Raw genomic sequence first — 26026 nt, forward strand, 5'->3', positions numbered from 1 at the left:
AGAGAAGTGTTCTAGTCGATGCCCTCTTTACCGGAGTTCCGTTGCCTCACCAGCGGCGACACGCCCAACACCGAGCTTCCTTGACCACCCCGCCCTCCGCTTAACTACACGGCATTGCGGCTAGCGGTGGCGCTCCAGCACTCCTTCGCGCGCCGCTCCGGACGCGCCGGAGGTCAGCAGCTCCAGCGGGCCGCGGGAGTGGATGCGCTGGAACAGGATACCGATGACGATCGCGACGAGGATCTGCAGCCAGAGGAGCAGCAGCGGATCGGGCAGGGGCTCCAGCTGGTCCGCCCAGCTCATGACGCACACGTGGAGGCTGTAGAGCGTCAGGGTCATGGCTCCCGGCGCCGACAGGGGGAGCAGGGCCAGGCGGAACGTGCGGGTCAGCAGCAGGCATACCGCGATGACCGCGGCCGCGCTGCCGGCGACATGCACCAGATCCGGTGTGGTCCCCGAGTGCGGAGCGCTCACCGCGAGCCACCACCAGGAGTCCGACTGGTCGACGCCGGTGAGTCCGACGTCGAGCATGTCCTCCAGCGGGTACCGGCTGCCGTCCGACGTCTCCAGCAGCGCCGCGAGCCCGCCGGCGGGACCGAGCAGCTGTGCGCTGACGAGCTTCGCGCCGACCGCGGCGAGGGCGCCGCCGCCGAGCAGTGCCGCCTGCACTCCCAGGCGCCCGAGATCGAGGCGCCCGATCATCATGCCCACGAGGACCAGCCCGAGCCACTGCAGCACCGGGTAGTACCCGGTGAGGAAGATGTCCGTGACGAGCGTCAGGGGCACGAGGAAGTGCTCGAAGACGGGGTTGCTGCCGAGGGACGGCGGATCGACCGCGGCCGAGACCACCGGCAGGAGGAGATGCGCCGCAACCGGCGAGAGCAGCAGCCAGCCTGCTGCCCAGGCGCCGAGCGCCCCGGCCCGCAGCCCGGTGAACGGCAGCGCCACGAGGAACAGGACGCCGTAGTGGAACAGGATGATGGCGATGTTCGTCTCGAGACCGCCGAGGACGAGCCCGATACCTGCGATGATCAGGGCCCGCACGGTGATGCCCCTGCGGTCCGCGGACAGCAGCAGCGAATGATGGGGAGCACGGCCGCCCGTGAGCAGTGCCAGGCCGACCCCGGCGACGACGGCGAACAGTGCCGACGCGCGGCCCGAGAACAGCAGGGCGGTCCAGGTGGGCTCGGAGGTGCCCGGCACGTAGAGGGGGAGAACGTGCGTGCTCATCATGCCGAACAGGGCCACCCCCCGGGCAGCATCGATCCCGGTCAACCGCGCGGAAGCGGGCTTCGTGTTCATGCAGCCATGGTCCCATAGCGACGCTGGCGACCTGCCGCACCGCACGGGTAACGTCGTCCCCATGGCTGAGACCTCCCCGCGCACCCTGCCGTTCGGTTCGCTCGCGACCGCGATGATCACGCCGTTCACGGACGACGGCACCGTGGACCTCGACACCGCGGCGGCGCTGGCCACCCGGCTCGTCGACGACGGCTGCGACGCACTGGTGGTCTCCGGCACCACGGGGGAGACCTCCACGCTCGAGGACTCCGAGAAGGAGGACCTGTTCCGCGTGGTCGTGGAGACGGTGGGGGACCGCGCGCGGGTCATCGCCGGGACGGGCACGAACCACACCTCGCACTCGGTCGAGATGGCACGGCGTGCCCAGCGGGCCGGAGCGCATGCGCAGCTGGTCGTGACGCCGTATTACAACAAGCCCTCGCAGTCCGGCGTGCTGGCGCACTTCGAGGCGATCGCCGCAGCGGGCGACCTGCCGATCATGATCTACGACATCCCGGGGCGCTCGGCCATCCCCATCACCACCGGGACGATGCTCCGGCTCGCCGAGAACCCGAAGATCGTCGCCCTGAAGGACGCCAAGGCGGATTTCGCCGCCGTGACCCGCGTGCTGGCTGCCACGGATCTCGACGTCTACTCGGGCGACGACGGCCTGACCCTGCCCTGGATGGCGGCGGGAGCCGTCGGCGTGGTCAGTGTCAGTGCCCATGTGGCCACGGCCGGCTTCCGCTCCCTCGTCGACGCCGCGACGGCAGGGGATCTCGCGACGGCCCGCCGGATCCACTTCGAGCTCGACCCGGTGATCCGGGCGGTCATGACGCACCTCCCCGGCGCGGTCTCGACGAAGCAGATCCTGCACCGGCGGGGCGCGCTGCCGAACGTCGTCGTGCGCCTGCCCCTGGTGGAACCCACGGACGCCGAGCTGGCGCCGGTGCTCGCGGACCTGGCCGAGGCAGGCGCGTGAGTGCGGCGGGTGGGACCGCAGGCGACCGGCCGGGCCACCGCGTGCCGCCGCCGCTGGCACCCGGGACCCTGCGGATCGTGCCGCTCGGCGGTCTCGGCGAGATCGGGCGGAACATGGCGGTCTTCGAGATCGACGGCAAGCTGCTGATCATCGACTGCGGCGTCCTGTTCCCAGAGGAGACCCAGCCCGGCGTGGATCTGATCCTGCCCGACTTCTCCTTCATCGAGGACAGGCTCGACGACGTCGTCGGCCTGGTCCTCACCCACGGTCACGAGGACCACATCGGCGCCGTGCCCTATCTGCTCCGGCTGCGGGCCGACATCCCCCTCATCGGGTCGCAGCTGACGCTCGCGCTCGTCGAGGCGAAGCTGCAGGAGCACCGGATCCGCCCCTATACGCTCACGGTGACGGAGGGGCAGATCGAGCAGCTCGGGCCGTTCGAGTGCGAGTTCGTGGCGGTCAACCACTCCATCCCCGATGCCCTCGCCGTCTTCCTGCGCACCGAGGCGGGCACCGTGCTGCACACCGGCGACTTCAAGATGGATCAGCTGCCGCTGGACGGGCGCATCACCGATCTGCGGGCCTTCGCGCGCCTCGGCGAGGAGGGCGTGGACCTGCTCATGATCGACTCGACGAACGCCGACGTCCCAGGGTTCACGACGGCCGAACGCGAGATCGGTCCGGTCCTCGAGACCCTCTTCGGGCAGGTCCGCAAACGCATCATCGTCGCCTCCTTCTCCTCGCACGTCCACCGGGTCCAGCAGGTGCTCGACGCCGCTGCCGCCCACGAGCGCTTCGTCTGCTTCGCGGGGCGCTCGATGGTCCGCACCATGGCCATCGCCGCGAAGCTGGGCTACCTGAAGGTCCCGGAGGGCATCCTCGTGGACATCAGGAACGTCGACGACCTGCCGGACGATCGCGTGGTCCTGATGTCCACCGGTTCCCAGGGCGAACCCATGGCGGCGCTGTCGCGCATGGCAGCCGGCGAGCACCGTATCACCGTGGGCGCCGGGGACACGGTGATCCTCGCCTCCTCCCTGATCCCCGGGAACGAGAACGCCGTCCACCGCGTGATCAACGGCTTGCTCAAGCTCGGTGCCGACGTGATCCACAAGGGCAACGCGAAGGTCCACGTCTCCGGTCATGCCGCCGCCGGTGAGCTGCTCTACTGCTACAACATCCTCCGCCCGAAGCAGGTCATGCCGGTGCACGGGGAGACCCGGCACCTCATCGCGAACGGGAGACTGGCGCAGCAGACCGGCGTCCCGGCGTCGAACGTGCTGGTCACCGACGACGGATCCGTGGTCGATCTGGTGGACGGCAGGGCCGGGATCGTCGGAGCCGTGGAGTGCGGCTACGTGTATGTGGACGGTTCGAGCGTCGGTGGGGTCACCGATGCGGATCTGCTGGATCGACGGATCCTGGGGGAGGAGGGCTTCATCTCGATCATCGCCGTCGTCAACCGGACCACCGGCAAGATCGTCTCCGGCCCCGACATCCATGCCCGCGGATTCGCGGAGGACGACGCGGTCTTCGACGAGATCAGGCCACTGATCAGCCGGGGTCTCGAGGAGGCGGTCACGGCCCACGCGGACCACACCTCCTACCAGCTCCAGCAGGTCATCCGGCGCATCGTCGGAACCTGGGTCAACCGGCGGTACCGCAGGCGGCCCATGATCATCCCCGTGGTCCTCGAGGCCTGATCCGGGGGGCCCCTCTCGCTGGTTCTTCAAGCGAGGTCGGGTACCGTGTGGAGCATGGCAACTCGAACGTCCCCTGCCCCGCGGGGCCAGCAACGGCCTCCCGGCAAGGGAGCGACGACGAAGGGTACGACGCCGAAGGGCGCGTCCACGAAGGGTGCGACGGCCGCCCGCCGGGGCACCTCGACGGCGGCACGACCTGCAAGGAGCAGCGCGTCCCCCAGGAACCCGGGTCGTACCGCCGGCGCCACCGCGCGCCAGGAGACCCCGACGCCCGAGCCCCGGCACGAGGACCGCCCGGCGCTGCCGGTGCGTGTGATCCGCGCCGTATGGATGGGAATGGCCCGCGTCGCAGGCTCGGGCGTGCGCAAGATCGGTCACGACGTGCGTCCGGAGCGCGAGCTCCGCCGCGACGGCTCCGGATTCTTCCTGCTCCTTCTCGCTCTCGCGGTGGCAGCGGTGGAGTGGTGGGCGCTGACCGGGGTCCTCGCCGACGTCGTACACGCCGCGGCAGGCGGCACCTTCGGGTGGATGGCGCTGCTCGTGCCCTTCATGCTCGGTGCCGGCGCCGTGCGCCTCTTCAGGTACCCGGAGCGACAGCGGGCCAACAACCGCATCGCGATCGGGATGCTGTTCATCCTCTTCGCCGGCGCGGGCATCGCGCACCTCGTGGGCGGGCAGCCGGGTCTGTCCGAGGGCCTCGGAGCACTCTGGCAGGCCGGGGGCGTCGTCGGGTACCTGGTGGGCGATCCGCTCACGGCACTCCTCACCGCCTGGCCCGTCGGCCTCCTGCTCTGCGTCTTCGTCTTCCTGGGTCTGCTGATCATCACCGCCACACCCTTCCGGCACATCCCCGCGAGAATGCGTGCACTGTACGAGCACCTCATGGGCCAGGACCTCGACGATCCACGAACGTCCGGCGGCGACCGGGACAGCACACGGGACAGCGATCACGACCAGAGCTACCTGGACGAGGTCCACGGCGCCACGGCCACCACCGGCGCCGGGAGGTCCGGGCGGTCGACGCCCACACGCCGGAAGCGGCTGTTCCGCAAGGACGAACCGGACGGTGCCTCCGACGGCGATGCGGGTTCCGACGCCGATGCCGCCGAGCCCGGTTTCGTCGGTGACGAGGCCTTCGAGCGCGCTGTCATCGAGGACGAGGAGCGCCGCGCCCGCGAGGCCGGCAACACCGTGCCCCCGGGAGTGCGCAGACCCACCCGCCAGGAGCAGGCGGCCGAGGAGATCAGGCGCGCCCAGGGGATCGGTGTGCCCCAGGGTGCTCAAGTGGCCGGCGATCGAGGGGACATCTCCCTGGAGAGAGCGCCGGAGGGCACCACCGAGGCGATCGATATCGTTCCCGCACCTGATACCGCCGCCGCGGCGAAGACGCCCCGCGTGCCCTCGACACCCGTGCAGCCGCAGGTACCCCCGACGCCCATCCCGCAGCGCACCGAGCAGCTCCAGCTCGCAGGAGACGTGGCGTACACGCTGCCGCCCTCGGACTACCTTCCCGCCGGAACGCCCCCGAAGGAGCGGTCGGAGGCCAACGACGCCGTCGTCGCCGCCCTGACCCACACCCTGGACCAGTTCAACGTGGATGCCAGGGTGACCGGGTTCTCCCGCGGTCCGACGGTCACGCGCTACGAGATAGAGCTGGCGCCGGGCACCAAGGTGGAGCGGGTCACCGCACTGTCGAAGAACATCTCCTACGCGGTCGCCAGCTCCGACGTGCGGATCCTCTCGCCCATCCCCGGCAAGTCCGCGATCGGCATCGAGATCCCGAACACCGACCGGGAGACGGTCTCGCTGGGGGACGTCCTGCGCTCGGGCAACGCGCGGAAGACGGACCATCCGATGGTGATGGGTGTCGGCAAGGACGTGGAGGGCGGCTTCGTCGTGGCGAACCTGGCCAAGATGCCCCATCTCCTCGTGGCCGGTGCCACCGGCGCGGGCAAGTCGTCCTTCGTGAACTCGATGATCACCTCCATCCTCATGCGCTCCACCCCGGACGAGGTACGGATGATCATGGTGGATCCCAAGCGCGTGGAGCTCACGGCCTACGAGGGCGTCCCGCACCTGATCACCCCGATCATCACCAGCCCGAAGAAGGCCGCGGAGGCGCTGCAGTGGGTGGTCCGTGAGATGGACACCCGCTACGACGATCTGGCCAACTACGGGTACAAGCACATCGACGACTTCAACAAGGCGGTCCGCAACGGCAAGGTGGTGCCGCCCGAGGGGTCCAGACGCGTGGTGCGTCCCTACCCGTACCTGCTGGTGATCGTCGACGAGCTCGCCGATCTGATGATGGTGGCTCCGCGCGACGTCGAGGACTCGATCGTGCGCATCACGCAGCTCGCCCGCGCGGCGGGGATCCACCTGGTCCTGGCGACGCAGCGCCCCTCGGTGGACGTGGTCACCGGGCTCATCAAGGCGAACGTTCCCTCCCGCATGGCGTTCGCGACGTCGTCGGTCACCGACTCCCGCGTGGTCCTCGACCAGCCCGGCGCCGAGAAGCTGATCGGCCAGGGCGACGCCCTGTTCCTGCCCATGGGCGCCTCCAAGACCATCCGCGTCCAGGGGGCCTGGGTCACCGAGTCCGAGATCCACCGCGTCGTGGAGCACGTGAAGGGCCAGCTGCAGGCCGTCTACCGCGAGGACGTCGCGGTCGAGGCGCCGAAGAAGCAGATCGACGACGACATCGGGGACGATCTCGACGTGCTGCTCCAGGCCACCGAGCTCGTGGTCACGACCCAGTTCGGCTCCACCTCGATGCTCCAGCGCAAGCTCCGCGTGGGCTTCGCCAAGGCCGGTCGCCTCATGGACCTGCTCGAGTCACGCGGCGTCGTCGGGCCGTCCGAGGGCTCGAAGGCCCGGGACGTGCTGGTCAAGCCCGATGATCTGGCATCCGTCCTGGCCGCCATGCGCGGCGATGATCCTCCCGCATCCCAGGCCGCTGCGTCGCCGGTCCCGCAGGCAGAATCGGCGGCCGGTCGGCAGCAGGTCGACCTGGTGGCCGACGATCTCGCCTCGCGGCCGCAGGCGGTGGACTATCACGACGGCTCGGACGATACGGGCGAGGTCGATGGTGGCTCCGACGACGCCTGGAATCTCACCGGCAGGTAACCTGACATCGTGAGTAGCTCCCCGAGCCCGGCGGTGCCGGTCCTGAACATCGCGAACGTCCTCACGGTCGTGCGGATCCTCATGGTGCCGTTCTTCATCTGGTTCCTCCTGCTCGACGATTCACGCGGTGGACTGTTCCGCTGGCTCGCGGTCCTCACCTTCGCCGTGGCGATCTACACCGACAAGCTCGACGGCGATCTCGCGCGCAGCCGGGGTCTGATCACGGACTTCGGCAAGATCGCCGATCCCATCGCGGACAAGCTGCTCATCGGCTCGGCACTCGTACTCCTGTCCGTCCTCGGCGAACTGTGGTGGTGGGTCACCATCGTCATCCTCGTGCGGGAGCTCGGCATCACCGTGCTGCGTTTCGCCGTCATCCGCTACGGTGTGATGCCGGCCTCGCGCGGGGGCAAGCTGAAGACCGTGGTGCAGACGGTCGCCATCCTGCTGTTCCTCCTCCCGTTGCAGAACCTCGGGGACTGGGCCTGGTGGCCCGCCGCCCTCGTCATGGCGGCGGCCGTGGTGATCACCGTCGTGACGGGCGTGGACTACATCGTGCAGGCGGCACGGCTCCGAGCGGCAGCACGCAGGTGACGAACGCCGCCGACGTCGTCGCGCTGGCCGGTCGCCTCGGTAGGACAGTGGCCACTGCGGAGTCCCTGACCGCGGGGCTGGTCACCTCCTCGCTCGCCGATGTTCCCGGTGCCTCGTCCGTCCTGCAGGGCGGGATCATCGCCTACCAGCTCTCGGTCAAGCACAAGCTGCTCGGAGTCGATGCCGAGCTTCTCGCCACGGCCGGCGCCGTCGATCCCCGTGTGGCGGCGGCGATGGCCGACGGCGCACGCCGTGCCCTGTCCGCGGACGTCGGGGTGGCGACCACCGGCGTCGCCGGACCCTCGGCGCACGGCGGGAGATCCGTCGGTACCGTCTTCACGGCGATCTCCACCGCAGCCTCGACGCGAACCTTCGAACACCACTTCGGTGGGGACCGTGCGGCGATCCGGCAGGCCGCCTGCGCGGCGGTCCTGACCGAGCTCCTGTTCGAGTTGTCCAGGGGAACAAACGATGTACCGGGTCAGTTATAGAGGTAGTCGACCTTGATAGGGTTGGCGACGAGCCCGAGCAATGGGCTGATCATCACGCGGCACACGTCCTCAGGAAGGGCGGTGCCACCTTCATGAGGGAGCAAGACGATACAGATGGTAAAGCAGCCCGTATCCGTGAACGGCGTGGTCCGTTGGCGTGATGTGGGGTTGGCAGACGATGCACAGCGCAAGCCCAAGGAGCGCAAGATGGTCGTCCTTCGCCATGAGATCGGCGATGTCCTCAGGGATGTCCGTCAGCGACAGGGCCGGACCCTGCGCGAGGTGTCTCATCGTGCAAGGGTTTCCCTCGGATACCTCAGTGAGGTTGAGCGTGGCCAGAAGGAAGCATCCTCTGAACTCCTCGCATCAATCTGCAGCGCGCTCGAGGTGCCTCTCTCCTCGATGCTGCGGGAAGTCAGCGACCGCCTGGCAGAAGCAGAAGGCGTATCGATCCCCGATACGGTCCCGCAGGAATTCTCCCGGGAGTTCGGCGAGGACCTCACCGACGATTTCGGTCGTGGACTCGCGGCGACGAACCGCTAGCTCCCGCCCGCCGGCGAAGGCCCGTACCCCTCGGGGTCGGGCCTTTCTGGTGTCGGTCACCAGCTGTCCTTGATATAGGTCTCGTTGAGCTGGGCGATCAGAGTGCCCAGGCAGGTCAGGTCCTCGACCTCCCAGTCCTCCATCAGTTCGCGGAACGCCTGCTTCCTGGCCGTCTGGGCCGCGAGGAGTTGGCGGCTCCCGGCGTCGGTCAGTGAGATCGACTGGGCCCGCCCGTCCAGCGGATCGGCCTCCTTCTGCACGAGACCGAGCTGCTCGAGCATCGCGATCTGCCGGCTCACCGAGGGCTTGCCGACACCGATACTCGCGGCGATGTCGGTCAGCCGCATGGCGCCCTCGCCCTGGAGGATGACCAGCAGACCGTAGGCGGCCGGCTCCATGTCCGGGTGCACCCGGCGCGCCACCTTGTACGAGTTCGACCGCGCGCGTCTCCAGAGCATGCTCAGCTGCTGTTCCAGGGCCTCGACGGCGGCGTCCGCCGCGGCGTCGTCGGCGTCATGGCGGGCGCCGCCCTGGCCGGAAGTGTTCAGCTTCGCGTTCATGGGGCAATTGTAGGGTCTCGGGTGGCATCGGCGGCTGCTCGGGCCCGCATCAGATGTGCCGTCGGGGCAGGGCGCGGTGGCGTTCCGGCAACCGGCGACATGCAGGCAATATGCGGGCGTTTCGGGGCAGAATGGATCGATGGTGCTGCCCGAACGGCAGCAGGAGATGCGACGAAGGACGAGGACGAATCATGCGCGTGAGTGATTTCTGGCGACTGATGGACGACGAGTTCGGTGAGTCCTACTCGCGCACGCTCGCCCGTGATCTCGTGGTCGACCGGCTGGGGGACCGCACCGCGGCAGAGGCACTGGACGACGGCGTGGATCCGAAGGCGGTCTGGGTCGCGGTCTGCAGCACCCAGGATGTCCCGCGGGAGCGCTGGCTCGGTCGGGACATAGCACCCCGCCGCTGAGCAGCTGACACGCTGGTGGCAGGGAGAACAATCGAATATCTGTTCGTACAGCGGTAGGATGATGGTCGTGGCGGTACCTTTAGTCAGCTGCTCGTGTTCACATAGGACGAACGAAGAACCCGAACTGTCGGCGCCGGCTACTACAGTCCGAATCACCACAGTCCACCTGACCACGCACACGGGCCTCACGGCCATCGACAACCGAGGTGAAGAATGGCCGCTCCAGACCGAGAAAAAGCCCTTGAAGCCGCTCTGGCCCAGATCGACAAGCAGTACGGCAAAGGGTCCGTCATGCGTCTGGGTGACGAGATCAGAGCGCCGATCGAGACGATCTCCACGAGTTCCATCGCGCTGGACGCCGCCCTCGGCATCGGAGGTCTTCCCAGGGGGCGGGTGGTGGAGATCTACGGACCGGAATCCTCCGGCAAGACCACCGTGGCACTCCACGCCGTCGCCAGCGCCCAGCGCAACGGTGGGATAGCCGCCTTCATCGACGCCGAGCACGCACTGGACCCGGAATACGCCAAGCGACTGGGTGTCGACACCGACGCCCTCCTCGTCTCACAGCCCGACACCGGCGAGCAGGCGCTGGAGATCATGGACATGCTGGTCGGCTCCGGATCCATCGACATCGTGGTCATCGACTCGGTCGCCGCGCTGGTCCCCCGCGCCGAGATCGAGGGTGAGATGGGCGACAGCCACGTGGGACTGCAGGCCAGGCTGATGAGCCAGGCCCTGCGGAAGATCACCGGCCGGCTGAGCCAGACGAAGACCACCGCCATCTTCATCAACCAGCTGCGCGAGAAGATCGGTGTGTTCTTCGGAAGTCCCGAGACCACCACCGGTGGCAAGGCGCTGAAGTTCTACGCCTCGGTGCGTATCGATGTGCGCCGCATCGAGACCCTCAAGGAGGGCGTGAATCCCGTGGGCAACCGGACCCGCGCCAAGATCGTGAAGAACAAGATGGCACCCCCCTTCAAGCAGGCCGAGTTCGACATCCTGTACGGCCACGGGATCTCCCGCGAGGGCGGTCTGATCGACGTCGGTGTGGAGAACGGTCTGGTCAAGAAGTCCGGAGCCTGGTTCACCTACGACGGCGACCAGCTGGGTCAGGGCAAGGAGAACGCCCGGAAGTTCCTCATCGACAATCCTGATCTGGCCGATGAGCTGGAGCAGAAGATCAGGACCAAGCTGGGCATCGGTGTGCAACCGGACGAGGACGCGGAGGCTCCTGCGCTCAGGGTCGTCAGCGGCGAGTAGCACCGTGCCCCCGGCAGCCGGACCAGGTTCGCGCTCGACGCGTCGGCCGGCACGCGCCCGCGTGCCCGGAGGCGGTGCAGCGGGCACCGACGGGCAGGACGAGGGCACACCCAGGACCTCGGAGGAGTGGGCAGAGCGCGGGCGGTCGATCCTGCTCCGTCAACTCGCCCTCGGGCCCAGGAGCCGCCATCAGCTCGAGCTGAAGCTCTCCGAACGCGAGATCCCAGCGGATACGGCGTCCGCGCTCCTCGACAGGTTCGAGGAGGTGCAGCTGATCGACGACGCAGAGTACGCCAGGATGTGGGTACGCAGCCGCACGGCGCTGAAGTCCCTCTCCCGTTCGGCACTGCGGCGTGAGCTGTCCGAGAAGGGCATCGAGCCCGACCTGGCGGAGGACGCCCTGCTCCAGGTGACGGACGACGACGAGAACGAGCGGGCCCATGACGTGGTGCGGCGCAAACTCCGCCCCGGCGCCGATCTGTCGGACCGCGCCGTCAGGGACAGGGAGACCCGCCGGCTCGTCGGCGTCCTCGCGCGCAAGGGATACGGCCCGGGGACGGCGTTCTCCATCGTCAGGAACGTGCTGGCCGAGACCGAAGCGGGCGACTGAGAAGGATCCCGTGATCGGTCCCGTGATTGTGGGCGTCGTACCCACCGGCCGTACCCTTGAGGACGTGAGCAGCACTGTCCCCGTCACCAGCACCGATGCACCCGAGCCCGTCTCCGGGCAACTGTCCGAGCAGCGCACCTACGAGGTGCGGACGTTCGGCTGTCAGATGAACATGCACGATTCGGAACGCATCTCCGGACTGCTCGAGGACGCTGGTCTGACCCCGGTCGACGGCGACCAGGCGGACGTCGTCGTCTTCAACACCTGCGCCGTCCGGGAGAATGCGGACAACAAGCTCTACGGGAACCTGGGCATGCTCAAGGCCGTCAAGGACACCAGGCCGACCATGCAGATCGCGGTGGGTGGCTGCCTCGCGCAGAAGGACCGGGACACCATCCTGAGGAAGGCACCCTGGGTGGACGCGGTCTTCGGCACCCACAACATCGGAGCCCTCCCGGCGCTGCTCGAGCGCGCCCGGCACAACGCCGAGGCCCAGCTCGAGATCCTCGAGTCACTCGACGTCTTCCCTTCCACCCTGCCGACCCGGCGCGAATCGGTCTACGCGGGCTGGGTCTCGATCTCCGTCGGCTGCAACAACACCTGCACGTTCTGCATCGTGCCCTCGCTGCGGGGCAAGGAACGCGACCGGCGGCCGGGCGAGATCCTCGCCGAGATCGAGGCGCTCGTCGCCGACGGCGCGGTCGAGGTCACGCTCCTGGGGCAGAACGTGAACTCCTACGGCAGCGGGTTCGGGGACCGGGCGGCCTTCGCGAAGCTGCTGCGCGCCTGCGGTTCGATCGACGGGCTCGAACGCGTGCGCTTCACGAGTCCCCACCCGGCTGCCTTCACCGACGACGTCATCGAGGCGATGGCGCAGACCCCGAATGTGATGCCGCAACTGCACATGCCCCTGCAGTCCGGCTCGGACCGGGTGCTGCGGGCCATGCGCCGTTCCTACAGGTCCTCCCGCTTCCTGGGGATCCTCGACCGCGTCCGCGAGCGCATTCCGGACGCCGCCATCTCCACCGACATCATCGTCGGCTTCCCCGGTGAGACCGAGGAGGACTTCCAGGCCACACTGGCCGTCGTCGAGCAGTCGCGCTTCGCCACCGCGTTCACCTTCCAGTACTCGAAGCGCCCCGGTACGCCGGCTGCGGACCTTCCGGACCAACTGCCCAAGGCGGTCGTGCAGGAGCGGTTCGAACGGTTGACGGCGCTGCAGGACCGCATCGCCGCGGAAGAGAACGCTCGGCAGGTGGGTCGGGACGTCGAAGTGCTCGTCACCGACCAGCAGGGCCGGAAGGACGATACGACCCATCGGCTGACCGGCAGGGCCCGTGACCAGCGGCTCGTCCATTTCTCCGTCCCGGAGGGCGCGGCCTCACCCCGGCCCGGGGACTTCGTGACGCTGCCGATCACCGCCGCGGCCACCTTCCACCTGCTGTCCGATCCACGACCCACCGACTACGTGCTGCGGCGGTCCCGGGCAGGGGACGCCTGGGACAGGACACAGGCCGATTCCTGCGGAACCCCTGCGCCGGGTGCTGCCGGCACCGGCTCGGTGTCGCTGGGCATGCCGTCCCTGCCCGTCCGGGCAAGCGCTCCTTGACCCTGCCGGTCCTCGCGATCGTCGGACCCACCGGATCCGGCAAGTCACAGCTGGGCGTCGCGCTCGCACAGCGACTGGACGGTGAGGTGGTCAACGCCGACGCCCTGCAGTTCTACCGCGGCATGGACATCGGGACGGCGAAGCTGCCCGTCGGCGAGCGGGGCGGTGTCGAGCACCATCTGCTCGACGTGCTCGACGTGCGCGAGGAAGCGAGCGTCGCGGCGTACCAGGTTCACGCCCGGCGCGTCGTCGACGAGATCCGCGCTCGTGGTCGCGTGCCCGTGCTGGTCGGCGGGTCGGGGCTCTACGTCCGAGCCGCCGTCGACACCCTCGAGTTCCCCCCGACGGATCCCCTCGTGCGCGCCCGCCTCGAGTCGGAGCTGTCGTCCGCGGGGCCCGAGCGGCTCCGTGAACGACTGCGGTCGGTGGACCCCGTGTCGGCCGACCGGATCGGGGACGAGCGGCGTCTCATCAGGGCCCTCGAGGTCCACGAGATCAGCGGGCGCCCCTTCAGCGCCTTCATGCCGCGGCGGGAGTACCACCGGCCGACCGTGCAGCTAGGCCTCGGAATCGAGCGCCGGATCCTGCGCGAACGCCTCGCCGCGCGGGTGCACACGATGGTGCAGGACGGTCTCGCCGCGGAGGTGGAACGTCTTGCCGGGCAGGGTCTGAGGGAGGGCCGCACGGCGTCGCGCGCGCTGGGGTACGGGCAGTTCCTGCGGGTCCTCGACGGCGCCCTCGAGGAAGCCGACGCCATCAGCGACACGATAGCGGCAACGCGGCGGTTCGCGCGGCGCCAGCTCACCTGGTTCCGGGGCGACCCGCGGGTCACCTGGTTCGACGGCGATGCGCCCGACCTCGTCGACCGGGTGAGCGCTCTGCTCGCCACGCTCAGGGACCTATCCTAGGGAGGTGACCGAGACTCCCGCTCCCACCGAGAACCCGCCCGTCGGACACGCTGCCGGCGTCCGATCCCCGACCCTGGCCTTCACCAAGGGCCACGGCACCGGCAACGACTTCGTCCTCACGCTCGACCCCGGGGGTGAGTCCCGCACGGACGCCGTCTTCGTCGCGGGACTGTGCGACCGCCACCGCGGCATCGGCGCGGACGGTTTCATCAGGGCGGTGCGCTCGTCGTCACTCACAGAGGGCAAGGCACTGCTCCAGAGCGATCCGCGTGCCGAATGGTTCATGGACTACCGCAACAGTGACGGCTCCGTGGCGCAGATGTGCGGGAACGGCGTGCGGGTCTTCACGCACTTCCTCCTCGCCCAGGGCGTCGCCGAGCTGCCCGAGGGTGGCGAGCTGGCCATCGGGACACGCAGCGGGATCAAGTACGTCACCCGCTCGGGTGACGGGTACGCCGTGGACATGGGGCCCTGGGAATTCATCTTCCCCGACACCGCCGTGGCCAGGGGTACCGACTCACTCGTGGACATCCTGGGGCTCGACGTCGACCGTCCGGCGCTGTCCGTGAGCATGGGCAACCCGCACACCGTCGTCGCGCTCGCCGAACTCGCCGAACTGCACGCGGCCGAACTGCATCGGGCGCCCATCGTGCAGCCGACACCCCCGGAGGGGACCAATGTGGAGGTGGTGGTACCGTCCGACCCGCTGGTCGGGGACGACGGCGTGGGACGCCTGGCGATGCGCGTGCACGAGCGGGGAGTGGGGGAGACCCTCTCCTGCGGCTCGGGCGCCTGCGCCGCGGCAGTCGCGACGCGGTTCTGGGCCGGGGCCGGCGCGCCGGACCGATGGCTCGTGGGCGTACCCGGGGGCGAGGTCGGCGTGAGATTCTTCCCCGGACCCGACGGACTCGAGCACGTCGAGCTCAGCGGCCCGGCAGTCCTCGTGGCGGAGGGCGCCCTGCTTCCTGCGGGCTGAACCGACTGCGATCGTGACGCCGGTCCGGGTCTCACCGGCCCCGGTGCACCTCGAGGATCCGGAAGGACTTCGACGTGTCCGCCCTGCGCACACCGAACCCCGCGGGCAGTTCCTCACCGAGCCAGCGCTGCAGGGAGTCGGCTCCGAGATTCTTCTGGACCACGAGCCACGCGCGACCCCCCGGACTCAGTCGCGGTAGCCAGCGCAGCAGCAGGGCGTGCAGCTCCTGCTTGCCGATCCGGATCGGCGGGTTCGACCAGATCGTGTCGAACTCCAATGCGTCGTCGACCTCGTCGGGCGCCTGCGCCGCGACGTTGTCGAGCCCGAGCCGCCGCGCGTTCTCCGCGGTCAGCGCGAGGGAGCGTTCATTGACGTCCACGGCGACGACCCGGGCATCGCGGGCCAGCAACGCCATGGTCAGTGTGAGCGGGCCCCAGCCGCAGCCGATGTCCAGCAGCAGCCCTCCCTGCGGCTCCGGGACGGCGTCCAGCAGGATCGCGGTCCCCTTGTCGAGCCCGTCGGGACTGAAGATGCCGGATGACGTGACCAGATCGCGGCGTTCCCCCGCCAGCACCACGGAAAGGGCGCGGCGTGTGCCCGGACCGGCCGGCTGTGCGCTGAAATAGTGCTGGGACTCCATGGAGGAAAGCCTAGTGGCACTCTCGGAGCACCTCCGCGGTCCTGCAGTTCAGCGCTGGGAGAAGAGGCGGCCCCGCGGCCGGTCGGCGGACGTAGACTCGAGGGACATCCACCTAGGGAGACTATGACCGAGAACAACGACACCTTCGACGGAGCCGACATGGGGCCGGAGGAGATCCAGGCAGTCATCGACCGCATCCTGGACGGCGACGACGCCGTCTCGGCGAAGTCGCGTACGACTACCGGCACAGGCACGGTGCGTGCAGATGGCGGCACAGCACCGCGGGAGCAGGGCATCCAGCCGCACGAGATGACCTGGCGATCCAGGGCGCTGGCGCTGTCCGGCACGAACGAGGGTTCGGCGGCGGACGGCGACCAGGAGGAGCTCACCGAGCGCCGTGCCCTGCGCCGCGTGGCAGGGCTCTCCACGGAGCTGGAGGACGTCACCGAGGTCGAGTACCGCCAGCTCCGCCTCGAACGCGTGGTCCTCGCCGGCATTCAGAGCGAGGGCACCGCCCAGGACGCGGAGAACTCGCTCCAGGAGCTCGCAGCGCTCGCGGAGACCGCAGGATCAGAGGTGCTCGACGGCGTCGTCCAGCGCCGGTTGAAGCCGGACCCGGCCACCTTCCTCGGATCGGGCAAGGCCCAGGAGCTGAAGACGATCGTCGCCTCGAGCGGAGCGGACACCGTGATCATCGACAGCGAGCTCTCCCCGTCGCAGCGGCGCGGGCTCGAGGACATCGTGAAGGTCAAGGTGATCGACCGCACCGCGCTGATCCTCGACATCTTCGCCCAGCACGCCAAGAGCCGTGAGGGCAAGGCGCAGGTGGAGCTCGCGCAACTGGAGTACCTGCTGCCACGACTGCGTGGCTGGGGCGAGTCGATGTCACGCCAGGCCGGTGGTCAGGTCGGCAGCGCCAGCGCCGGCATGGGTTCGCGTGGCCCGGGTGAGACCAAGATCGAGCTCGACCGCCGCAAGATCCGCACCCGCATGGCCAAGCTGCGCCGTGAGATCGCCGGGATGAAACCGGCGCGCGAGACCAAGCGGTCCACCAGGCGCCGGAACCAGGTCCCCTCCGTGGCGATCGCCGGGTACACCAACGCGGGGAAGTCGTCCCTGCTGAACCGGTTGACCGACGCCGGCGTGCTCGTCGAGAACGCACTGTTCGCGACCCTGGATCCGACAGTGCGCAAGGCGGAGACGCCCGACGGCATCGGCTACACCCTCGCTGACACCGTCGGCTTCGTCCGGTCCCTCCCGACCCAACTGGTCGAGGCGTTCCGGTCGACGCTCGAGGAAGTGGCCGACGCCGATCTGATCCTGCATGTCGTGGACGCCTCGCATCCTGACCCGGAGGGACAGATCGCCGCGGTCCGCTCCGTGCTGCGCGATGTCGACGCCCAGAACGTGCCGGAGCTGATCGTCCTGAACAAGGCCGATGCTGCCGACCCGTTCGTGGTCGAGCGGCTCCGGCAGCGCGAAGCGGGCGCCGTCGTCGTCTCCGCCCGCACCGGGGAGGGACTGCCCGAGCTCCGGGAGCTGATCAGCGAGAACATCCCTCGCCCCGGTGTGAAGCTCGAGCTGCTCGTACCCTACGAGCACGGCGAGATCGTCAGCCGCCTGCACCAGCAGGACGCGGAGATCCTCGGGATGGAGCACCGCAGCGAGGGCACGCGACTCGACGTGATGGTCCGCGAGGGCCTGGCGGCGGAGCTGGAGCCGTATCTCCGGCATGAGTGAGCGCACGCGTGCCGGTGCCGTGGAAGCGCCGGACGCTGCGCGGTACTCCGCCGACACGCGGCAGGCCCTCGACCTGCTCGACGTCGCCGTCAATGCGATGGGCGGGCAGCTGCGCTCCGGTCAGCACGAGATGGTGCGGCACGTCAGTGAGGCCATCGGTTCGGGGGAACACCTGCTCGTGCAGGCAGGAACCGGCACGGGTAAATCCCTCGCGTACCTCGTGCCGCTGATCGTGCATGCCATGAGCAGTGAGCGCCCGTCCGTGGTCGCCACCGCTACCCTGGCACTGCAGGCGCAGATCATCTCGCGGGATCTTCCCCGCCTCCTCGAGGCCGTGCGGCCTTCGCTCGCGCGTGAGGTCGACATTGCCCTGCTGAAGGGTCGCTCCAACTACGTCTGTCTCCACAAGACCGGCGGCGGCTTCCCCGAGGAGGACGCCCCGGGCACCCTGTTCAGCCTGCCGGATGCCTCACCGCACCCGAGCCCGGTCGAGACCGGAGGGGCACCGGCGTCCGCGCTCGGCGCCGAGGTGCTCCGGCTCCGCGAGTGGGCCAGGGAGTCGACGACCGGTGATCGTGACGACCTCGTCCCCGGTGTGAGCGACCGCGCGTGGCGCCAGGTGTCGGTCTCGGCCATGGAGTGCCTCGGGGCGGCGCGCTGTCCTCTCGCGCAGGAATGCTTCAGCGAGAAGGCACGGGCGGCCGCGGCCGACGCGGACGTCGTCATCACCAACCATGCGATGCTCGCCATCAGTGCCTTCGAGGGTCTGGCCGTCCTGCCGGAGTACGACGTCGTGGTGATCGACGAGGCCCACGAACTCCACGATCGCGTCACGGGTGCGGTCGCAGGTCAGCTGTCGGCGGCGATGGTCGGCGCCGCCTCCACGGCGCTGCGCCGCCACGCCTCGATCGGCACGGAGGCACTGGACACCGCCGCCGAGGCACTCGAGATCGCGACGGCGTCGCTCTCCTCGGGACTGCTGGCCGGCGGCCTGCCGGAGGAGGTGGAGCAGGCGCTGACGCAGCTGCGCGACGCGGCGCGTGCTGCACTCTCCGATTCGAAGCCCGACGGCAGGAGCGAGTCCGACGCCGACGGCGGGCGTCAGGTCGCCCGGTCCCGCGTGAGCATCGTCTTCGAGCTCTCGGAGCGGATCCTGGCAGCCCCCGCGTTCAACGAGGTCGTCTGGGCCTCACGATCGAACACCTTCACGCCGGGGTCGGGGTACGGGCAGCCGGACGAGGACGCGCCGGCGACGCTCAACGTCGCTCCGCTCTCCGTCGCCCAGCGGCTCCGCGAGGGACTGTTCGAGGACCGCACCGTGGTTCTCACCTCCGCGACGCTCGCCATCGGCGCCGAGTTCGGGCCGGTGGCCGGCGCACTCGGTCTCAGCGGCCCGGGAGCACCCGCGTGGACCGGGGTGGACGTCGGCAGCCCGTTCGACTATCCGCGCCAGGGAGTCCTGTACGTGGCGAAGGACCTGCCACGACCGGAGCGTGGTACCTCCCAGGCCCAGCTGGAGGAGCTGCTCACCCTCCTGAAAGCCTCCAGGGGAGGCGCGCTGGGACTGTTCTCCTCGAAGCGGGCTGCGGAGGAGGCGGCGGAGTCGCTCCGTCCGGAGGTCGGCTTCGAGATCCTCTGCCAGGGGGACTCCTCGCTCAACGCCCTCGTGACCCGCTTCGCGGACGAGCCGGACACGTGCCTGTTCGGCACCATGTCCCTGTGGCAGGGGGTCGACGTGCCCGGTGCCTCGTGCAGACTCGTGGTCATCGACCGCATCCCGTTCCCGCGGCCGGACGATCCGCTCATGACGGCCCGGACCAGGGCCGTTGCCCGCGGCGGCGGCAACGGTTTCATGAGCGTCTCGGCGACGCACGCCGCGGTCCGCCTCGCGCAGGGCGCGGGCCGGCTGATCCGCGCCGACGGTGATCGCGGCGTCGTCGCCGTCCTGGACAGCAGACTCGCGACCGCGCGCTACGGAGGATTCCTCCGGGCGGCGCTACCGCCGTTCTGGGCGACCACCGACAGAGCCACGGCCACCGGCGTCCTCGAGCGGCTCTCCGCCCGTTGAACCCGGCCCGCTGAGAGCAGCAGCATCGCCCTGACGACGGGTTCCCTCGGTGTCAGAGTGTGCGCATGACGGAGACGACCTTGCCCATGATGCTCGCGTGGTCACCGAGGATCGGCTCGTACCGCGTGTTCTGGGGCAGCAACCAGGTGTGCCCGTCGCGCTGGCGGAACGTCTTCACCGTCGCCTCGTCGTCCAGCAGCGCCGCGACGATGTCGCCGTTCTGGGCGCTCTGCTGCCGCCTCACCACCACCCAGTCGCCGTCGCAGATGGCGGCGTCGACCATCGAGTCGCCCGAGACGCGCAGCATGAAGAGATCACCGTGGCCCACCAGTTGCCGCGGCAGCGGCATGATGTCCTCGACGACCTGATCGGCCAGGATCGGTCCGCCTGCGGCGATGCGCCCCACGAGCGGGACGAGCGCGGTGTCCACGGCGATCTGCCGCTCTGCCGGTCTCTGCTCACCGGACGCGTCGTCGGCGTGGGTCTCCGGTGCGAGTGTCAGCGGAAGGAGCACCTCCATGGCCCGGGGGCGCTTGGGGTCACGGCGGAGGTAGCCGAGACGTTCGAGCTGGGAGAGCTGGTGGGTGACACTGGAGAGACTCGCCAGACCCACGGTGTCGCCGATCTCGCGCATCGACGGCGGATACCCGTTGTCGGCGATCGATCGCTGGATCGTCTCGAGGATCGTCAGCTGGCGCGCTGACAGACCTCTGGAGGTCGACCGTCCCCGCGGTCGCCCGGGCCCGGCGCTCACCGGGACGGCAGCGAGCTGGGGCTCATCGGTGGGCGATCCCTGCCGGGCCGTCGATTCTGGTTCCGCCACTGTCGTGCCTCTCATCCGAAGGTCCTGGTCGCCGTCGTCCTGCCCCGATGATCATCGAGCCGGAATGTCGGTGGCGGGTGATTCTCTCGAGGTGGATCGACGCTCTGCCGACCGCCCCATCCAGCTCCTGGCCGGCGGTGTGCGGCGCAACGCCGGACTGCTGTCGCTGTTCTGTTTCCCCTCTGTTCACGGTAGGGCAGAGCAGCGAGGTTTTCAAACATATATTCGAGCGAGTCTCGACAAGCGTCGCTCACAGGTGCTAGACAGGGGCATTGAGGAAATAGAACGCGTGTTCGAAAGAGGGGCCCGGAACGGGCTGGATGGCTGAAGGGAAAGAGGACACATGATGGCTGCATCACCACTGCTCCACGGCAGCACCGCACCGGGCGACCTTGCGCCGCGGCGCCGCGCCGAGCGCCCTTCGAGCCCGACCCGGCGGACTCCGGACCCGGCACCGCAGCGTCCGGCACCGCAGCGCCCGGTACCGCAGCGCCCGAGTGTGGCCAAGCAGCCACCCCTGACGCTGACCCGACGAGGTCGCCTCGTCCTGGTGGGACTGCCGATCGCCCTCGGGGTGGCTTCGCTGCTCATGCTCGGTGCCTTCCTCTCCTCCGTGGCGCAGGCCTCGGAGGCGGAGCCCGAGGGGACGAGGACCACCGAGGTGGCGGTGTCCACGGGAGAGACGCTCTGGGGACTCGCCATGCACTACGCTCCCGAGCGCGATCCACGGGATGTGGTCGCGGAGATGGTCGAGCTCAACGAGCTGCACAGCTCGGTGGTCCAGCCCGGCCAGAGCATCGCCGTTCCGGTCTCCGGTTAGGGGCCGGTGGTCGCATCGCTTAAACTCAGGTGGTGCCATCTTCTGCCGAGTCGCTAGCGAATCTTCCCCTGCGTGACGATCTCCTCGGTCTCAGCCCGTACGGAGCACCGCAGGTGGATGTTCCGATTCTGCTCAACGTCAACGAGAACACCCACGGGGTTCCCGCTGATGTCCACGCCGCCATCATCGAAGCGGTGGGGAAGGCGACCCTGGGTCTCAACCGGTACCCGGACCGGGAGTTCGCCGAGCTGCGGAGAAATCTTGCCGCGTATCTCGGGCATGGGCTCTCCCCTGATCAGGTCTGGGCCGCGAACGGGTCGAACGAGGTCCTCCAGCAGGTTCTGCAGGCCTTCGGTGGGCCGGGGCGGACGGCGCTCGGCTTCCCTCCCACCTACTCGATGTATCCGCTGCTCTCCAGCGGCACAGGGACCCGCTACCTCACCGCCGAGCGTGAGGAGGACTACGCGATGACCCCGGAGGCGACGGCGCGAGCCGTCCGTGCGTCCGCGGCGAACATCGTCTTCCTGTGCTCACCGAACAACCCGACCGGCACGGCGCTGGGCCTCGATGTCATCGAGGCGGCGTACCAGGCCGGCGAGGCAGCGCGCGCCATCATCATCGTGGACGAGGCGTACGGCGAATTCGCCCAGGAGGGTACCCCCAGCGCCCTGACCCTGTTGCCCGGACGTCCCCGGCTCCTGGTCTCACGCACCATGAGCAAGGCCTTCGCCCTCGCCGGGGCGAGGATCGGGTACCTTGCCGCCGCTCCCGAGGTCGCCGACGCCCTCAGGCTGGTCCGGCTGCCCTATCACCTCTCGGCCATCACGCAGGCGACGGCGAATGCGGCCCTGACCCACGCCCGCACCCTGCTGTCCAATGTCGAGGCGATCAAGGTGCAGCGCGACAGGATCGTCGCCGAGCTCCAGCGGCTCGGGCTCAGGCCGTCGCCGTCGGACGCGAACTTCGTGTTCTTCTCGGGCCTCGAGGATCCGCACCGGATCTGGGAGGATCTGCTGGCGGCGGGGGTCCTGGTGCGCGACGTCGGGATCGCCGGCTCGCTGCGCGTCACGGCCGGAACCGAGGAGGAGACCACGGCGTTCCTCACGGTGCTGGGCAGCCTGCTCGAGAGCCAGAGGGACGACCAGTCCCAGCGTTCGGCGTGATCCGGACCAGCCGACCCGGATCCAGCCGTCCATCGAGTCGACAACGTCTGCCGCGACCCGGCAGCCCACAGAAGGAGATGCCATGACAGCCGAGGTTGCCCGCAGCCGAACGGCCCGTGTGGAGCGGGTCACGAGCGAGTCCAGTGTGCTGGTCGAACTCGATCTCGACGGCACCGGCGTGTCCGCCGTCAGCACGACGGTGCCGTTCTTCGACCACATGCTGACCGCTCTGTCCAAGCACTCCCTGATCGATCTGAGGGTGACCTCCTCCGGGGACACCGACATCGACGTCCATCACACCGTGGAGGACACCGCCATCGCCATCGGTGAGGCACTGCGCAGCGCGCTCGGTGACAAGGCGGGCATCCGCCGCTTCGGTGAGGCGACCGTCCCCCTCGACGAGGCCCTGGCGAATGCTGTGGTCGACATCTCCGGACGGCCGTTCCTCGTGCACGGGGGAGAACCCGCGGGCCAGGAGTACCACCTGATCGGCGGTCACTTCACCGGATCCCTGACCCGCCACGTGCTGGAGGCCATCGCGCTGCACGCGCACATCTGCCTGCATGTCACGCTGATCGCGGGCCGCGATCCGCACCATGTCGTCGAGGCGCAGTTCAAGGCACTCGCCCGCGCGCTGCGGGCTGCGGTGGAGCCGGACCCGCGCGTCGAGGGCATCCCGTCCACGAAGGGGGCGCTGTGAGCACGCGTACCGTCACGGTCCTCGACTACGGCTCCGGCAACGTCCGGTCGGTGGTGCGCGCCCTCGAGCACGTCGGGGCGGAGGTGGTCCTGAGCGCGAAGCCCGACGACGTGCTGGGTGCCGACGGGCTGCTGGTGCCCGGCGTGGGCGCCTTCAGGGCCGTCATGCAGGGGCTCAAGGACGTCGATGCCCCGCGGATGATCGGCCGACGGGTGGCCGGGGGACGCCCCGTGCTGGGGATCTGCGTCGGCCTGCAGATCCTGTTCGACGAGGGAGTGGAGCACGGGGTGCGCACGCCGGGCATGGCCGAGTGGCCGGGCACGGTGGAGCGGCTGCGTGCCGACGTCGTTCCGCACATGGGCTGGAACACCGTCCGTCCGCCCGAGGACAGTACGCTGTTCGACGGGATCGGCGACGAGCGCTTCTACTTCGTCCACTCCTACGGAGTGCAGGACTGGTCCTTCGACGTCACCCAGCCCGCGATGAAACCGCCGCAGGTCACCTGGTCCGACCACGGCGGTCCCTTCATCGCGGCCGTGGAGAACGGGCCGCTGAGTGCCACGCAGTTCCATCCCGAGAAGTCCGGCGACGCCGGAGCGCAGCTGCTGAGGAACTGGATCGAGGGACTGTGAGCGCTCCGTGCTGAGTCTTGTCCTCATGGCAGTGGCAGGTCTCCTCATCGGGGGAGCCCTCTCCCTCCGGGGTCAGGACTTCCCGCGCTGGGTGTGGATCGCGTTCCTCGTGCTGGCGGGCCTGTCCCTCGTGGCCGCCTACCTGTTCACGCTGCCGGGCGACCAGCAGGCACTCTCCGGACCGCTGTAGACCACCCCTGATCCGACCCGACCTGTACGAAAGCAGACCATGACTCCCCTCACCGATTCCCCCGTCCTCGAACTCCTCCCCGCCGTCGACGTCGCCGACGGCAAGGCCGTGCGCCTCGTGCAGGGCGAGGCCGGCAGCGAGACCAGCTACGGAGATCCGCTCGACGCCGCGAAGGCCTGGCAGCAGGACGGGGCGCAGTGGGTGCACCTGGTCGATCTCGACGCCGCCTTCGGGCGCGGGTCCAACCGGAGACTTCTCGAACGCGTGGTCCATCATCTGGACATCAGGGTGGAACTCTCGGGGGGCATCCGCGACGACGCGTCGCTCGAGGCTGCACTGGAACTCGGCGCCACCCGCGTGAATCTCGGGACGGCCGCACTGGAGAATCCCGAGTGGACCGAGCGTGCCATCGCCCGCTACGGCGAGGCGATCGCCGTCGGGCTCGACGTGCGCGGGACCACGCTCGCGGCGCGCGGGTGGACCGAGGAGGGCGGTGACCTGTGGGAGGTGCTGGCGCGGCTCGAGGACGCCGGCTGTGCGCGCTACGTGGTCACGGACGTCACCAAGGACGGCACCCTCAGGGGACCGAACCTCGAGCTCCTGCAGGAGGTCCTCGCGAGGACGGCCCGCCCCGTCGTCGCCTCGGGTGGCATCTCGAGCCTGGACGACATCGCAGCACTGCGTGATCTCGTCCCCCAGGGACTCGAGGGCGCCATCGTCGGCAAGGCACTCTACGCCGGAGCCTTCACCCTTCCCCAGGCGCTGGACGTGGCAGGGCTCCCCGGCGCCGACGCATGAGGCGGGAACTGCCGGCCCATATCGCCGCCGCCCTGCTGGGCAACACGGCGGACTCCGCCGGGCAGGCCTGGGCCGGCCGGGACCTGTCGGGCCCGCGTAATCCGCTGCACGCGTTCGACGACGACGACGGCGCCGCCGACCCACGGCTCGCCGCCGCCGTCGCGCAGCTCCGCGAGCCGACGGACCGCCCCGGACCATGTGAGCGCGCGGTCTTCGGTGCGCTCACCACCGCCCGGGTCTTCATCCCGATCGTGGCCGAGGTGAGCCAGCACGCTGCCGGTGAGGCCGGACTGCGGGCCGACAAGGAAGCGGACATGTCCCTGGTCACGCTGTCCGCACCCGACGGGCGGAAGGCACTTCCGGTCTTCTCGTCGACCGCCGCACTGCAGCGCTGGCATCCGGGCGCCAGGCCCGTCGCGGCGTATGCCACACGGGCTGCCCTTGCCGCTGCGTCCGAGAGCGCCGAACTCATGGTGCTCGACCCGGGCGCGCCCGTGACGTTCGTACTGCGGCGCCCGGGCGTATGGGCCCTGGCGCAACAACTCGAGTGGACGCCGTCGTACGAGGACACCGCGCTGGCGACGCTCGTGGAGGACCTGACGCGCGCACATCCCGCAGTGCTCTCGGTGCACCTGCGTCCGGCAGCGGGAGTCACGACGCGCGGGTCCGACGGCACTCTCGCCGCCGGTGGCGGGCCGGGTCCCGAGCTTCGCCTGGACCTGCAGCTCAGGGCCGGACTGACCTCCCACCAGGTCCGCGACACCGTCGCGTCGCTGCGCTCACAGCTCCTGGCGCTCCCGGAGTTCGTGGAGCGCGTCGACTCCCTCGATCTCAGACTCCTGGGCTGACCCGGCTGTCGGCGGGGTCCGGGAGATCAGTTGACCGGACCCGTGTACTTCTCGCCGGGACCCTTGCCCGGGGGATCGGGAATGATCGACGCCTCGCGGAAGGCGAGCTGCAGCGATCGCAGTCCGTCACGCAGCGGACCGGCGTGCTGGGATCCGATCTCCGGGGCCGCCGCCGTCACGAATCCGGCCAGCGCCGTGATCAGCTTCCGCGCCTCGTCCAGGTCCTTGAGCTCCTCCGCGTTGTCCTCCTGCGCCAGGCCGCACTTGACCGCTGCTGCGCTCATCAGGTGAACGGCGGAGGTGACGATGACCTCCACGGCGGCGACCTCGGAGATGTCCCTCATCTGCCGGCGGACGTCCTCCTCCACCTCGTCCGCGGTTCCCGGCTGGTCGGATGCACGCCCCTGTTCCTCGCTGAAGCTGCGGCGTGTGGTGCTTTCCGGCCCGCCGTCAGGGGTCTGTGGATTATCGCGTGGCGTGTTCATACTGGTAAGCTTGGCATAGACCAACCGGTCACGATTACGTGCCATGCTCCTTCGTGGAGAAGG

At 69.4% G+C, this 26026-nt stretch carries 26 protein-coding genes; 21 read left to right on the forward strand and 5 right to left on the reverse strand.

Annotated elements, in window-relative coordinates:
* Window positions 1-120 precede the first annotated feature (120 nt).
* On the reverse strand, window positions 121-1302 hold the full coding sequence (locus E8P82_RS13480) for a heparan-alpha-glucosaminide N-acetyltransferase domain-containing protein (protein ID WP_136455576.1): 1182 nt from the start codon (window positions 1300-1302) through the stop codon (window positions 121-123).
* A gap of 61 nt (window positions 1303-1363) precedes the next feature.
* Here E8P82_RS13480 and dapA point away from each other — a divergent pair, with 61 nt between their 5' ends.
* The 6 genes from dapA (at window position 1364) to E8P82_RS13510 (ending at window position 8720) form a co-directional block, all read left to right on the forward strand.
* Window positions 1364-2263: a 4-hydroxy-tetrahydrodipicolinate synthase gene (gene dapA / locus E8P82_RS13485; protein ID WP_136455577.1), complete on the forward strand. Its 900-nt coding sequence runs from the start codon at window positions 1364-1366 to the stop codon at window positions 2261-2263.
* Complete coding sequence (locus E8P82_RS13490) at window positions 2260-3966, forward strand: ribonuclease J (protein WP_425456034.1); 1707 nt, start codon at window positions 2260-2262, stop codon at window positions 3964-3966. Before dapA ends, E8P82_RS13490 begins: the two co-directional genes overlap by 4 nt.
* A gap of 54 nt (window positions 3967-4020) precedes the next feature.
* Window positions 4021-7092, forward strand: a complete 3072-nt coding sequence (locus E8P82_RS13495; RefSeq protein WP_136455578.1) for a DNA translocase FtsK — start codon at window positions 4021-4023, stop codon at window positions 7090-7092.
* A 6-nt stretch (window positions 7093-7098) separates the two neighbouring features.
* Complete coding sequence (gene pgsA / locus E8P82_RS13500; protein ID WP_425456037.1) at window positions 7099-7686, forward strand: CDP-diacylglycerol--glycerol-3-phosphate 3-phosphatidyltransferase; 588 nt, start codon at window positions 7099-7101, stop codon at window positions 7684-7686.
* The gene (locus tag E8P82_RS13505) at window positions 7683-8177 is read left to right on the forward strand and encodes a CinA family protein (protein ID WP_136455580.1); all 495 of its coding nucleotides are present in this window, start codon (window positions 7683-7685) and stop codon (window positions 8175-8177) included. The genes pgsA and E8P82_RS13505 overlap by 4 nt, the downstream gene beginning before the upstream one ends.
* A 114-nt stretch (window positions 8178-8291) precedes the next feature.
* On the forward strand, window positions 8292-8720 hold the full coding sequence (locus E8P82_RS13510; protein WP_136455581.1) for a helix-turn-helix domain-containing protein: 429 nt from the start codon (window positions 8292-8294) through the stop codon (window positions 8718-8720).
* 56 nt (window positions 8721-8776) lie between these two features.
* Here the strand turns inward: E8P82_RS13510 and E8P82_RS13515 are convergent, their stop codons facing one another.
* Window positions 8777-9280 carry a MarR family winged helix-turn-helix transcriptional regulator gene (locus tag E8P82_RS13515; protein WP_136455582.1) on the reverse strand — a complete coding sequence of 168 codons (504 nt, stop codon included), beginning with the start codon at window positions 9278-9280 and terminating at the stop codon, window positions 8777-8779.
* A gap of 191 nt (window positions 9281-9471) precedes the next feature.
* Here E8P82_RS13515 and E8P82_RS13520 point away from each other — a divergent pair, with 191 nt between their 5' ends.
* From E8P82_RS13520 to dapF, 6 genes are all read left to right on the forward strand, one after another.
* The gene (locus E8P82_RS13520; RefSeq protein ID WP_136455583.1) at window positions 9472-9693 is read left to right on the forward strand and encodes a DUF3046 domain-containing protein; all 222 of its coding nucleotides are present in this window, start codon (window positions 9472-9474) and stop codon (window positions 9691-9693) included.
* A gap of 213 nt (window positions 9694-9906) precedes the next feature.
* The gene (gene recA, locus E8P82_RS13525) at window positions 9907-10953 is read left to right on the forward strand and encodes a recombinase RecA (RefSeq protein WP_136455584.1); all 1047 of its coding nucleotides are present in this window, start codon (window positions 9907-9909) and stop codon (window positions 10951-10953) included.
* Window positions 10954-10957: 4 nt separating this feature from the next.
* Window positions 10958-11563, forward strand: a complete 606-nt coding sequence (locus E8P82_RS13530) for a regulatory protein RecX (protein WP_342773247.1) — start codon at window positions 10958-10960, stop codon at window positions 11561-11563.
* 121 nt (window positions 11564-11684) lie between these two features.
* Window positions 11685-13172 carry a tRNA (N6-isopentenyl adenosine(37)-C2)-methylthiotransferase MiaB gene (gene miaB, locus E8P82_RS13535; protein WP_136455619.1) on the forward strand — a complete coding sequence of 496 codons (1488 nt, stop codon included), beginning with the start codon at window positions 11685-11687 and terminating at the stop codon, window positions 13170-13172.
* Window positions 13169-14080 (forward strand): tRNA (adenosine(37)-N6)-dimethylallyltransferase MiaA, encoded by a 912-nt coding sequence (gene miaA, locus E8P82_RS13540; RefSeq protein ID WP_136455586.1) that lies wholly within the window; start codon window positions 13169-13171, stop codon window positions 14078-14080. Before miaB ends, miaA begins: the two co-directional genes overlap by 4 nt.
* A 4-nt stretch (window positions 14081-14084) precedes the next feature.
* Complete coding sequence (gene dapF / locus E8P82_RS13545) at window positions 14085-15056, forward strand: diaminopimelate epimerase (RefSeq protein ID WP_136455587.1); 972 nt, start codon at window positions 14085-14087, stop codon at window positions 15054-15056.
* A gap of 31 nt (window positions 15057-15087) precedes the next feature.
* On the opposite strand, the gene E8P82_RS13550 is transcribed toward dapF, so the two are convergent.
* Window positions 15088-15696 carry a class I SAM-dependent methyltransferase gene (locus E8P82_RS13550; protein WP_136455588.1) on the reverse strand — a complete coding sequence of 203 codons (609 nt, stop codon included), beginning with the start codon at window positions 15694-15696 and terminating at the stop codon, window positions 15088-15090.
* A gap of 123 nt (window positions 15697-15819) precedes the next feature.
* On the opposite strand from E8P82_RS13550, the gene hflX reads away from it, so the two are divergent.
* The gene (gene hflX / locus E8P82_RS13555) at window positions 15820-17436 is read left to right on the forward strand and encodes a GTPase HflX (RefSeq protein WP_136455589.1); all 1617 of its coding nucleotides are present in this window, start codon (window positions 15820-15822) and stop codon (window positions 17434-17436) included.
* Complete coding sequence (locus tag E8P82_RS13560; RefSeq protein ID WP_136455590.1) at window positions 17429-19504, forward strand: ATP-dependent DNA helicase; 2076 nt, start codon at window positions 17429-17431, stop codon at window positions 19502-19504. The genes hflX and E8P82_RS13560 overlap by 8 nt, the downstream gene beginning before the upstream one ends.
* A gap of 52 nt (window positions 19505-19556) precedes the next feature.
* Here E8P82_RS13560 and lexA read toward each other — a convergent pair whose 3' ends face one another.
* Window positions 19557-20342 (reverse strand): transcriptional repressor LexA, encoded by a 786-nt coding sequence (gene lexA, locus E8P82_RS13565; protein WP_136455591.1) that lies wholly within the window; start codon window positions 20340-20342, stop codon window positions 19557-19559.
* 328 nt (window positions 20343-20670) lie between these two features.
* Here lexA and E8P82_RS13570 point away from each other — a divergent pair, with 328 nt between their 5' ends.
* The 7 genes from E8P82_RS13570 (at window position 20671) to E8P82_RS13600 (ending at window position 25478) form a co-directional block, all read left to right on the forward strand.
* Entirely contained in the window at window positions 20671-21147 is a 477-nt protein-coding gene (locus tag E8P82_RS13570; RefSeq protein ID WP_246021373.1) for a LysM peptidoglycan-binding domain-containing protein, read from the forward strand.
* A 32-nt stretch (window positions 21148-21179) separates the two neighbouring features.
* Window positions 21180-22310 carry a histidinol-phosphate transaminase gene (locus E8P82_RS13575; RefSeq protein WP_136455592.1) on the forward strand — a complete coding sequence of 377 codons (1131 nt, stop codon included), beginning with the start codon at window positions 21180-21182 and terminating at the stop codon, window positions 22308-22310.
* An 82-nt stretch (window positions 22311-22392) separates the two neighbouring features.
* The gene (gene hisB, locus E8P82_RS13580; protein ID WP_136455593.1) at window positions 22393-23010 is read left to right on the forward strand and encodes an imidazoleglycerol-phosphate dehydratase HisB; all 618 of its coding nucleotides are present in this window, start codon (window positions 22393-22395) and stop codon (window positions 23008-23010) included.
* Window positions 23007-23642, forward strand: coding sequence for an imidazole glycerol phosphate synthase subunit HisH (hisH, locus tag E8P82_RS13585; protein ID WP_136455594.1), 636 nt, complete (start codon window positions 23007-23009; stop codon window positions 23640-23642). Before hisB ends, hisH begins: the two co-directional genes overlap by 4 nt.
* A 25-nt stretch (window positions 23643-23667) precedes the next feature.
* Window positions 23668-23832, forward strand: coding sequence for a hypothetical protein (locus tag E8P82_RS13590; protein ID WP_425456035.1), 165 nt, complete (start codon window positions 23668-23670; stop codon window positions 23830-23832).
* A gap of 39 nt (window positions 23833-23871) precedes the next feature.
* Window positions 23872-24630, forward strand: a complete 759-nt coding sequence (priA, locus tag E8P82_RS13595; protein ID WP_136455596.1) for a bifunctional 1-(5-phosphoribosyl)-5-((5-phosphoribosylamino)methylideneamino)imidazole-4-carboxamide isomerase/phosphoribosylanthranilate isomerase PriA — start codon at window positions 23872-23874, stop codon at window positions 24628-24630.
* Entirely contained in the window at window positions 24627-25478 is an 852-nt protein-coding gene (locus E8P82_RS13600; protein ID WP_136455597.1) for an SseB family protein, read from the forward strand. Before priA ends, E8P82_RS13600 begins: the two co-directional genes overlap by 4 nt.
* A 26-nt stretch (window positions 25479-25504) precedes the next feature.
* Here E8P82_RS13600 and E8P82_RS13605 read toward each other — a convergent pair whose 3' ends face one another.
* On the reverse strand, window positions 25505-25963 hold the full coding sequence (locus E8P82_RS13605; RefSeq protein ID WP_246021374.1) for a DUF1844 domain-containing protein: 459 nt from the start codon (window positions 25961-25963) through the stop codon (window positions 25505-25507).
* Window positions 25964-26026: the final 63 nt, after the last annotated feature.

Source organism: Arthrobacter echini, assembly GCF_004803505.1.
GTDB classification, from domain to species: Bacteria; Actinomycetota; Actinomycetes; order Actinomycetales; family Micrococcaceae; genus Arthrobacter_D; species Arthrobacter_D echini.

What these genes read in the sequence shown, in the direction of transcription:
- hflX (WP_136455589.1), top strand. Translation starts at nt 15,820, where the DNA reads ATGACCGAGAACAACGACACCTTCGACGGAGCCGACATGGGGCCGGAG.
- dapA (WP_136455577.1), top strand. Translation starts at nt 1,364, where the DNA reads ATGGCTGAGACCTCCCCGCGCACCCTGCCGTTCGGTTCGCTCGCGACC.
- E8P82_RS13515 (WP_136455582.1), bottom strand. Translation starts at nt 9,280, where the DNA reads ATGAACGCGAAGCTGAACACTTCCGGCCAGGGCGGCGCCCGCCATGAC.
- E8P82_RS13560 (WP_136455590.1), top strand. Translation starts at nt 17,429, where the DNA reads ATGAGTGAGCGCACGCGTGCCGGTGCCGTGGAAGCGCCGGACGCTGCG.
- lexA (WP_136455591.1), bottom strand. Translation starts at nt 20,342, where the DNA reads ATGAGAGGCACGACAGTGGCGGAACCAGAATCGACGGCCCGGCAGGGA.
- E8P82_RS13495 (WP_136455578.1), top strand. Translation starts at nt 4,021, where the DNA reads ATGGCAACTCGAACGTCCCCTGCCCCGCGGGGCCAGCAACGGCCTCCC.
- E8P82_RS13520 (WP_136455583.1), top strand. Translation starts at nt 9,472, where the DNA reads ATGCGCGTGAGTGATTTCTGGCGACTGATGGACGACGAGTTCGGTGAG.
- E8P82_RS13550 (WP_136455588.1), bottom strand. Translation starts at nt 15,696, where the DNA reads ATGGAGTCCCAGCACTATTTCAGCGCACAGCCGGCCGGTCCGGGCACA.
- E8P82_RS13570 (WP_246021373.1), top strand. Translation starts at nt 20,671, where the DNA reads ATGATGGCTGCATCACCACTGCTCCACGGCAGCACCGCACCGGGCGAC.
- E8P82_RS13600 (WP_136455597.1), top strand. Translation starts at nt 24,627, where the DNA reads ATGAGGCGGGAACTGCCGGCCCATATCGCCGCCGCCCTGCTGGGCAAC.
- recA (WP_136455584.1), top strand. Translation starts at nt 9,907, where the DNA reads ATGGCCGCTCCAGACCGAGAAAAAGCCCTTGAAGCCGCTCTGGCCCAG.
- priA (WP_136455596.1), top strand. Translation starts at nt 23,872, where the DNA reads ATGACTCCCCTCACCGATTCCCCCGTCCTCGAACTCCTCCCCGCCGTC.
- E8P82_RS13605 (WP_246021374.1), bottom strand. Translation starts at nt 25,963, where the DNA reads ATGAACACGCCACGCGATAATCCACAGACCCCTGACGGCGGGCCGGAA.
- hisB (WP_136455593.1), top strand. Translation starts at nt 22,393, where the DNA reads ATGACAGCCGAGGTTGCCCGCAGCCGAACGGCCCGTGTGGAGCGGGTC.
- E8P82_RS13510 (WP_136455581.1), top strand. Translation starts at nt 8,292, where the DNA reads ATGGTAAAGCAGCCCGTATCCGTGAACGGCGTGGTCCGTTGGCGTGAT.
- E8P82_RS13590 (WP_425456035.1), top strand. Translation starts at nt 23,668, where the DNA reads ATGGCAGTGGCAGGTCTCCTCATCGGGGGAGCCCTCTCCCTCCGGGGT.
- E8P82_RS13480 (WP_136455576.1), bottom strand. Translation starts at nt 1,302, where the DNA reads ATGAACACGAAGCCCGCTTCCGCGCGGTTGACCGGGATCGATGCTGCC.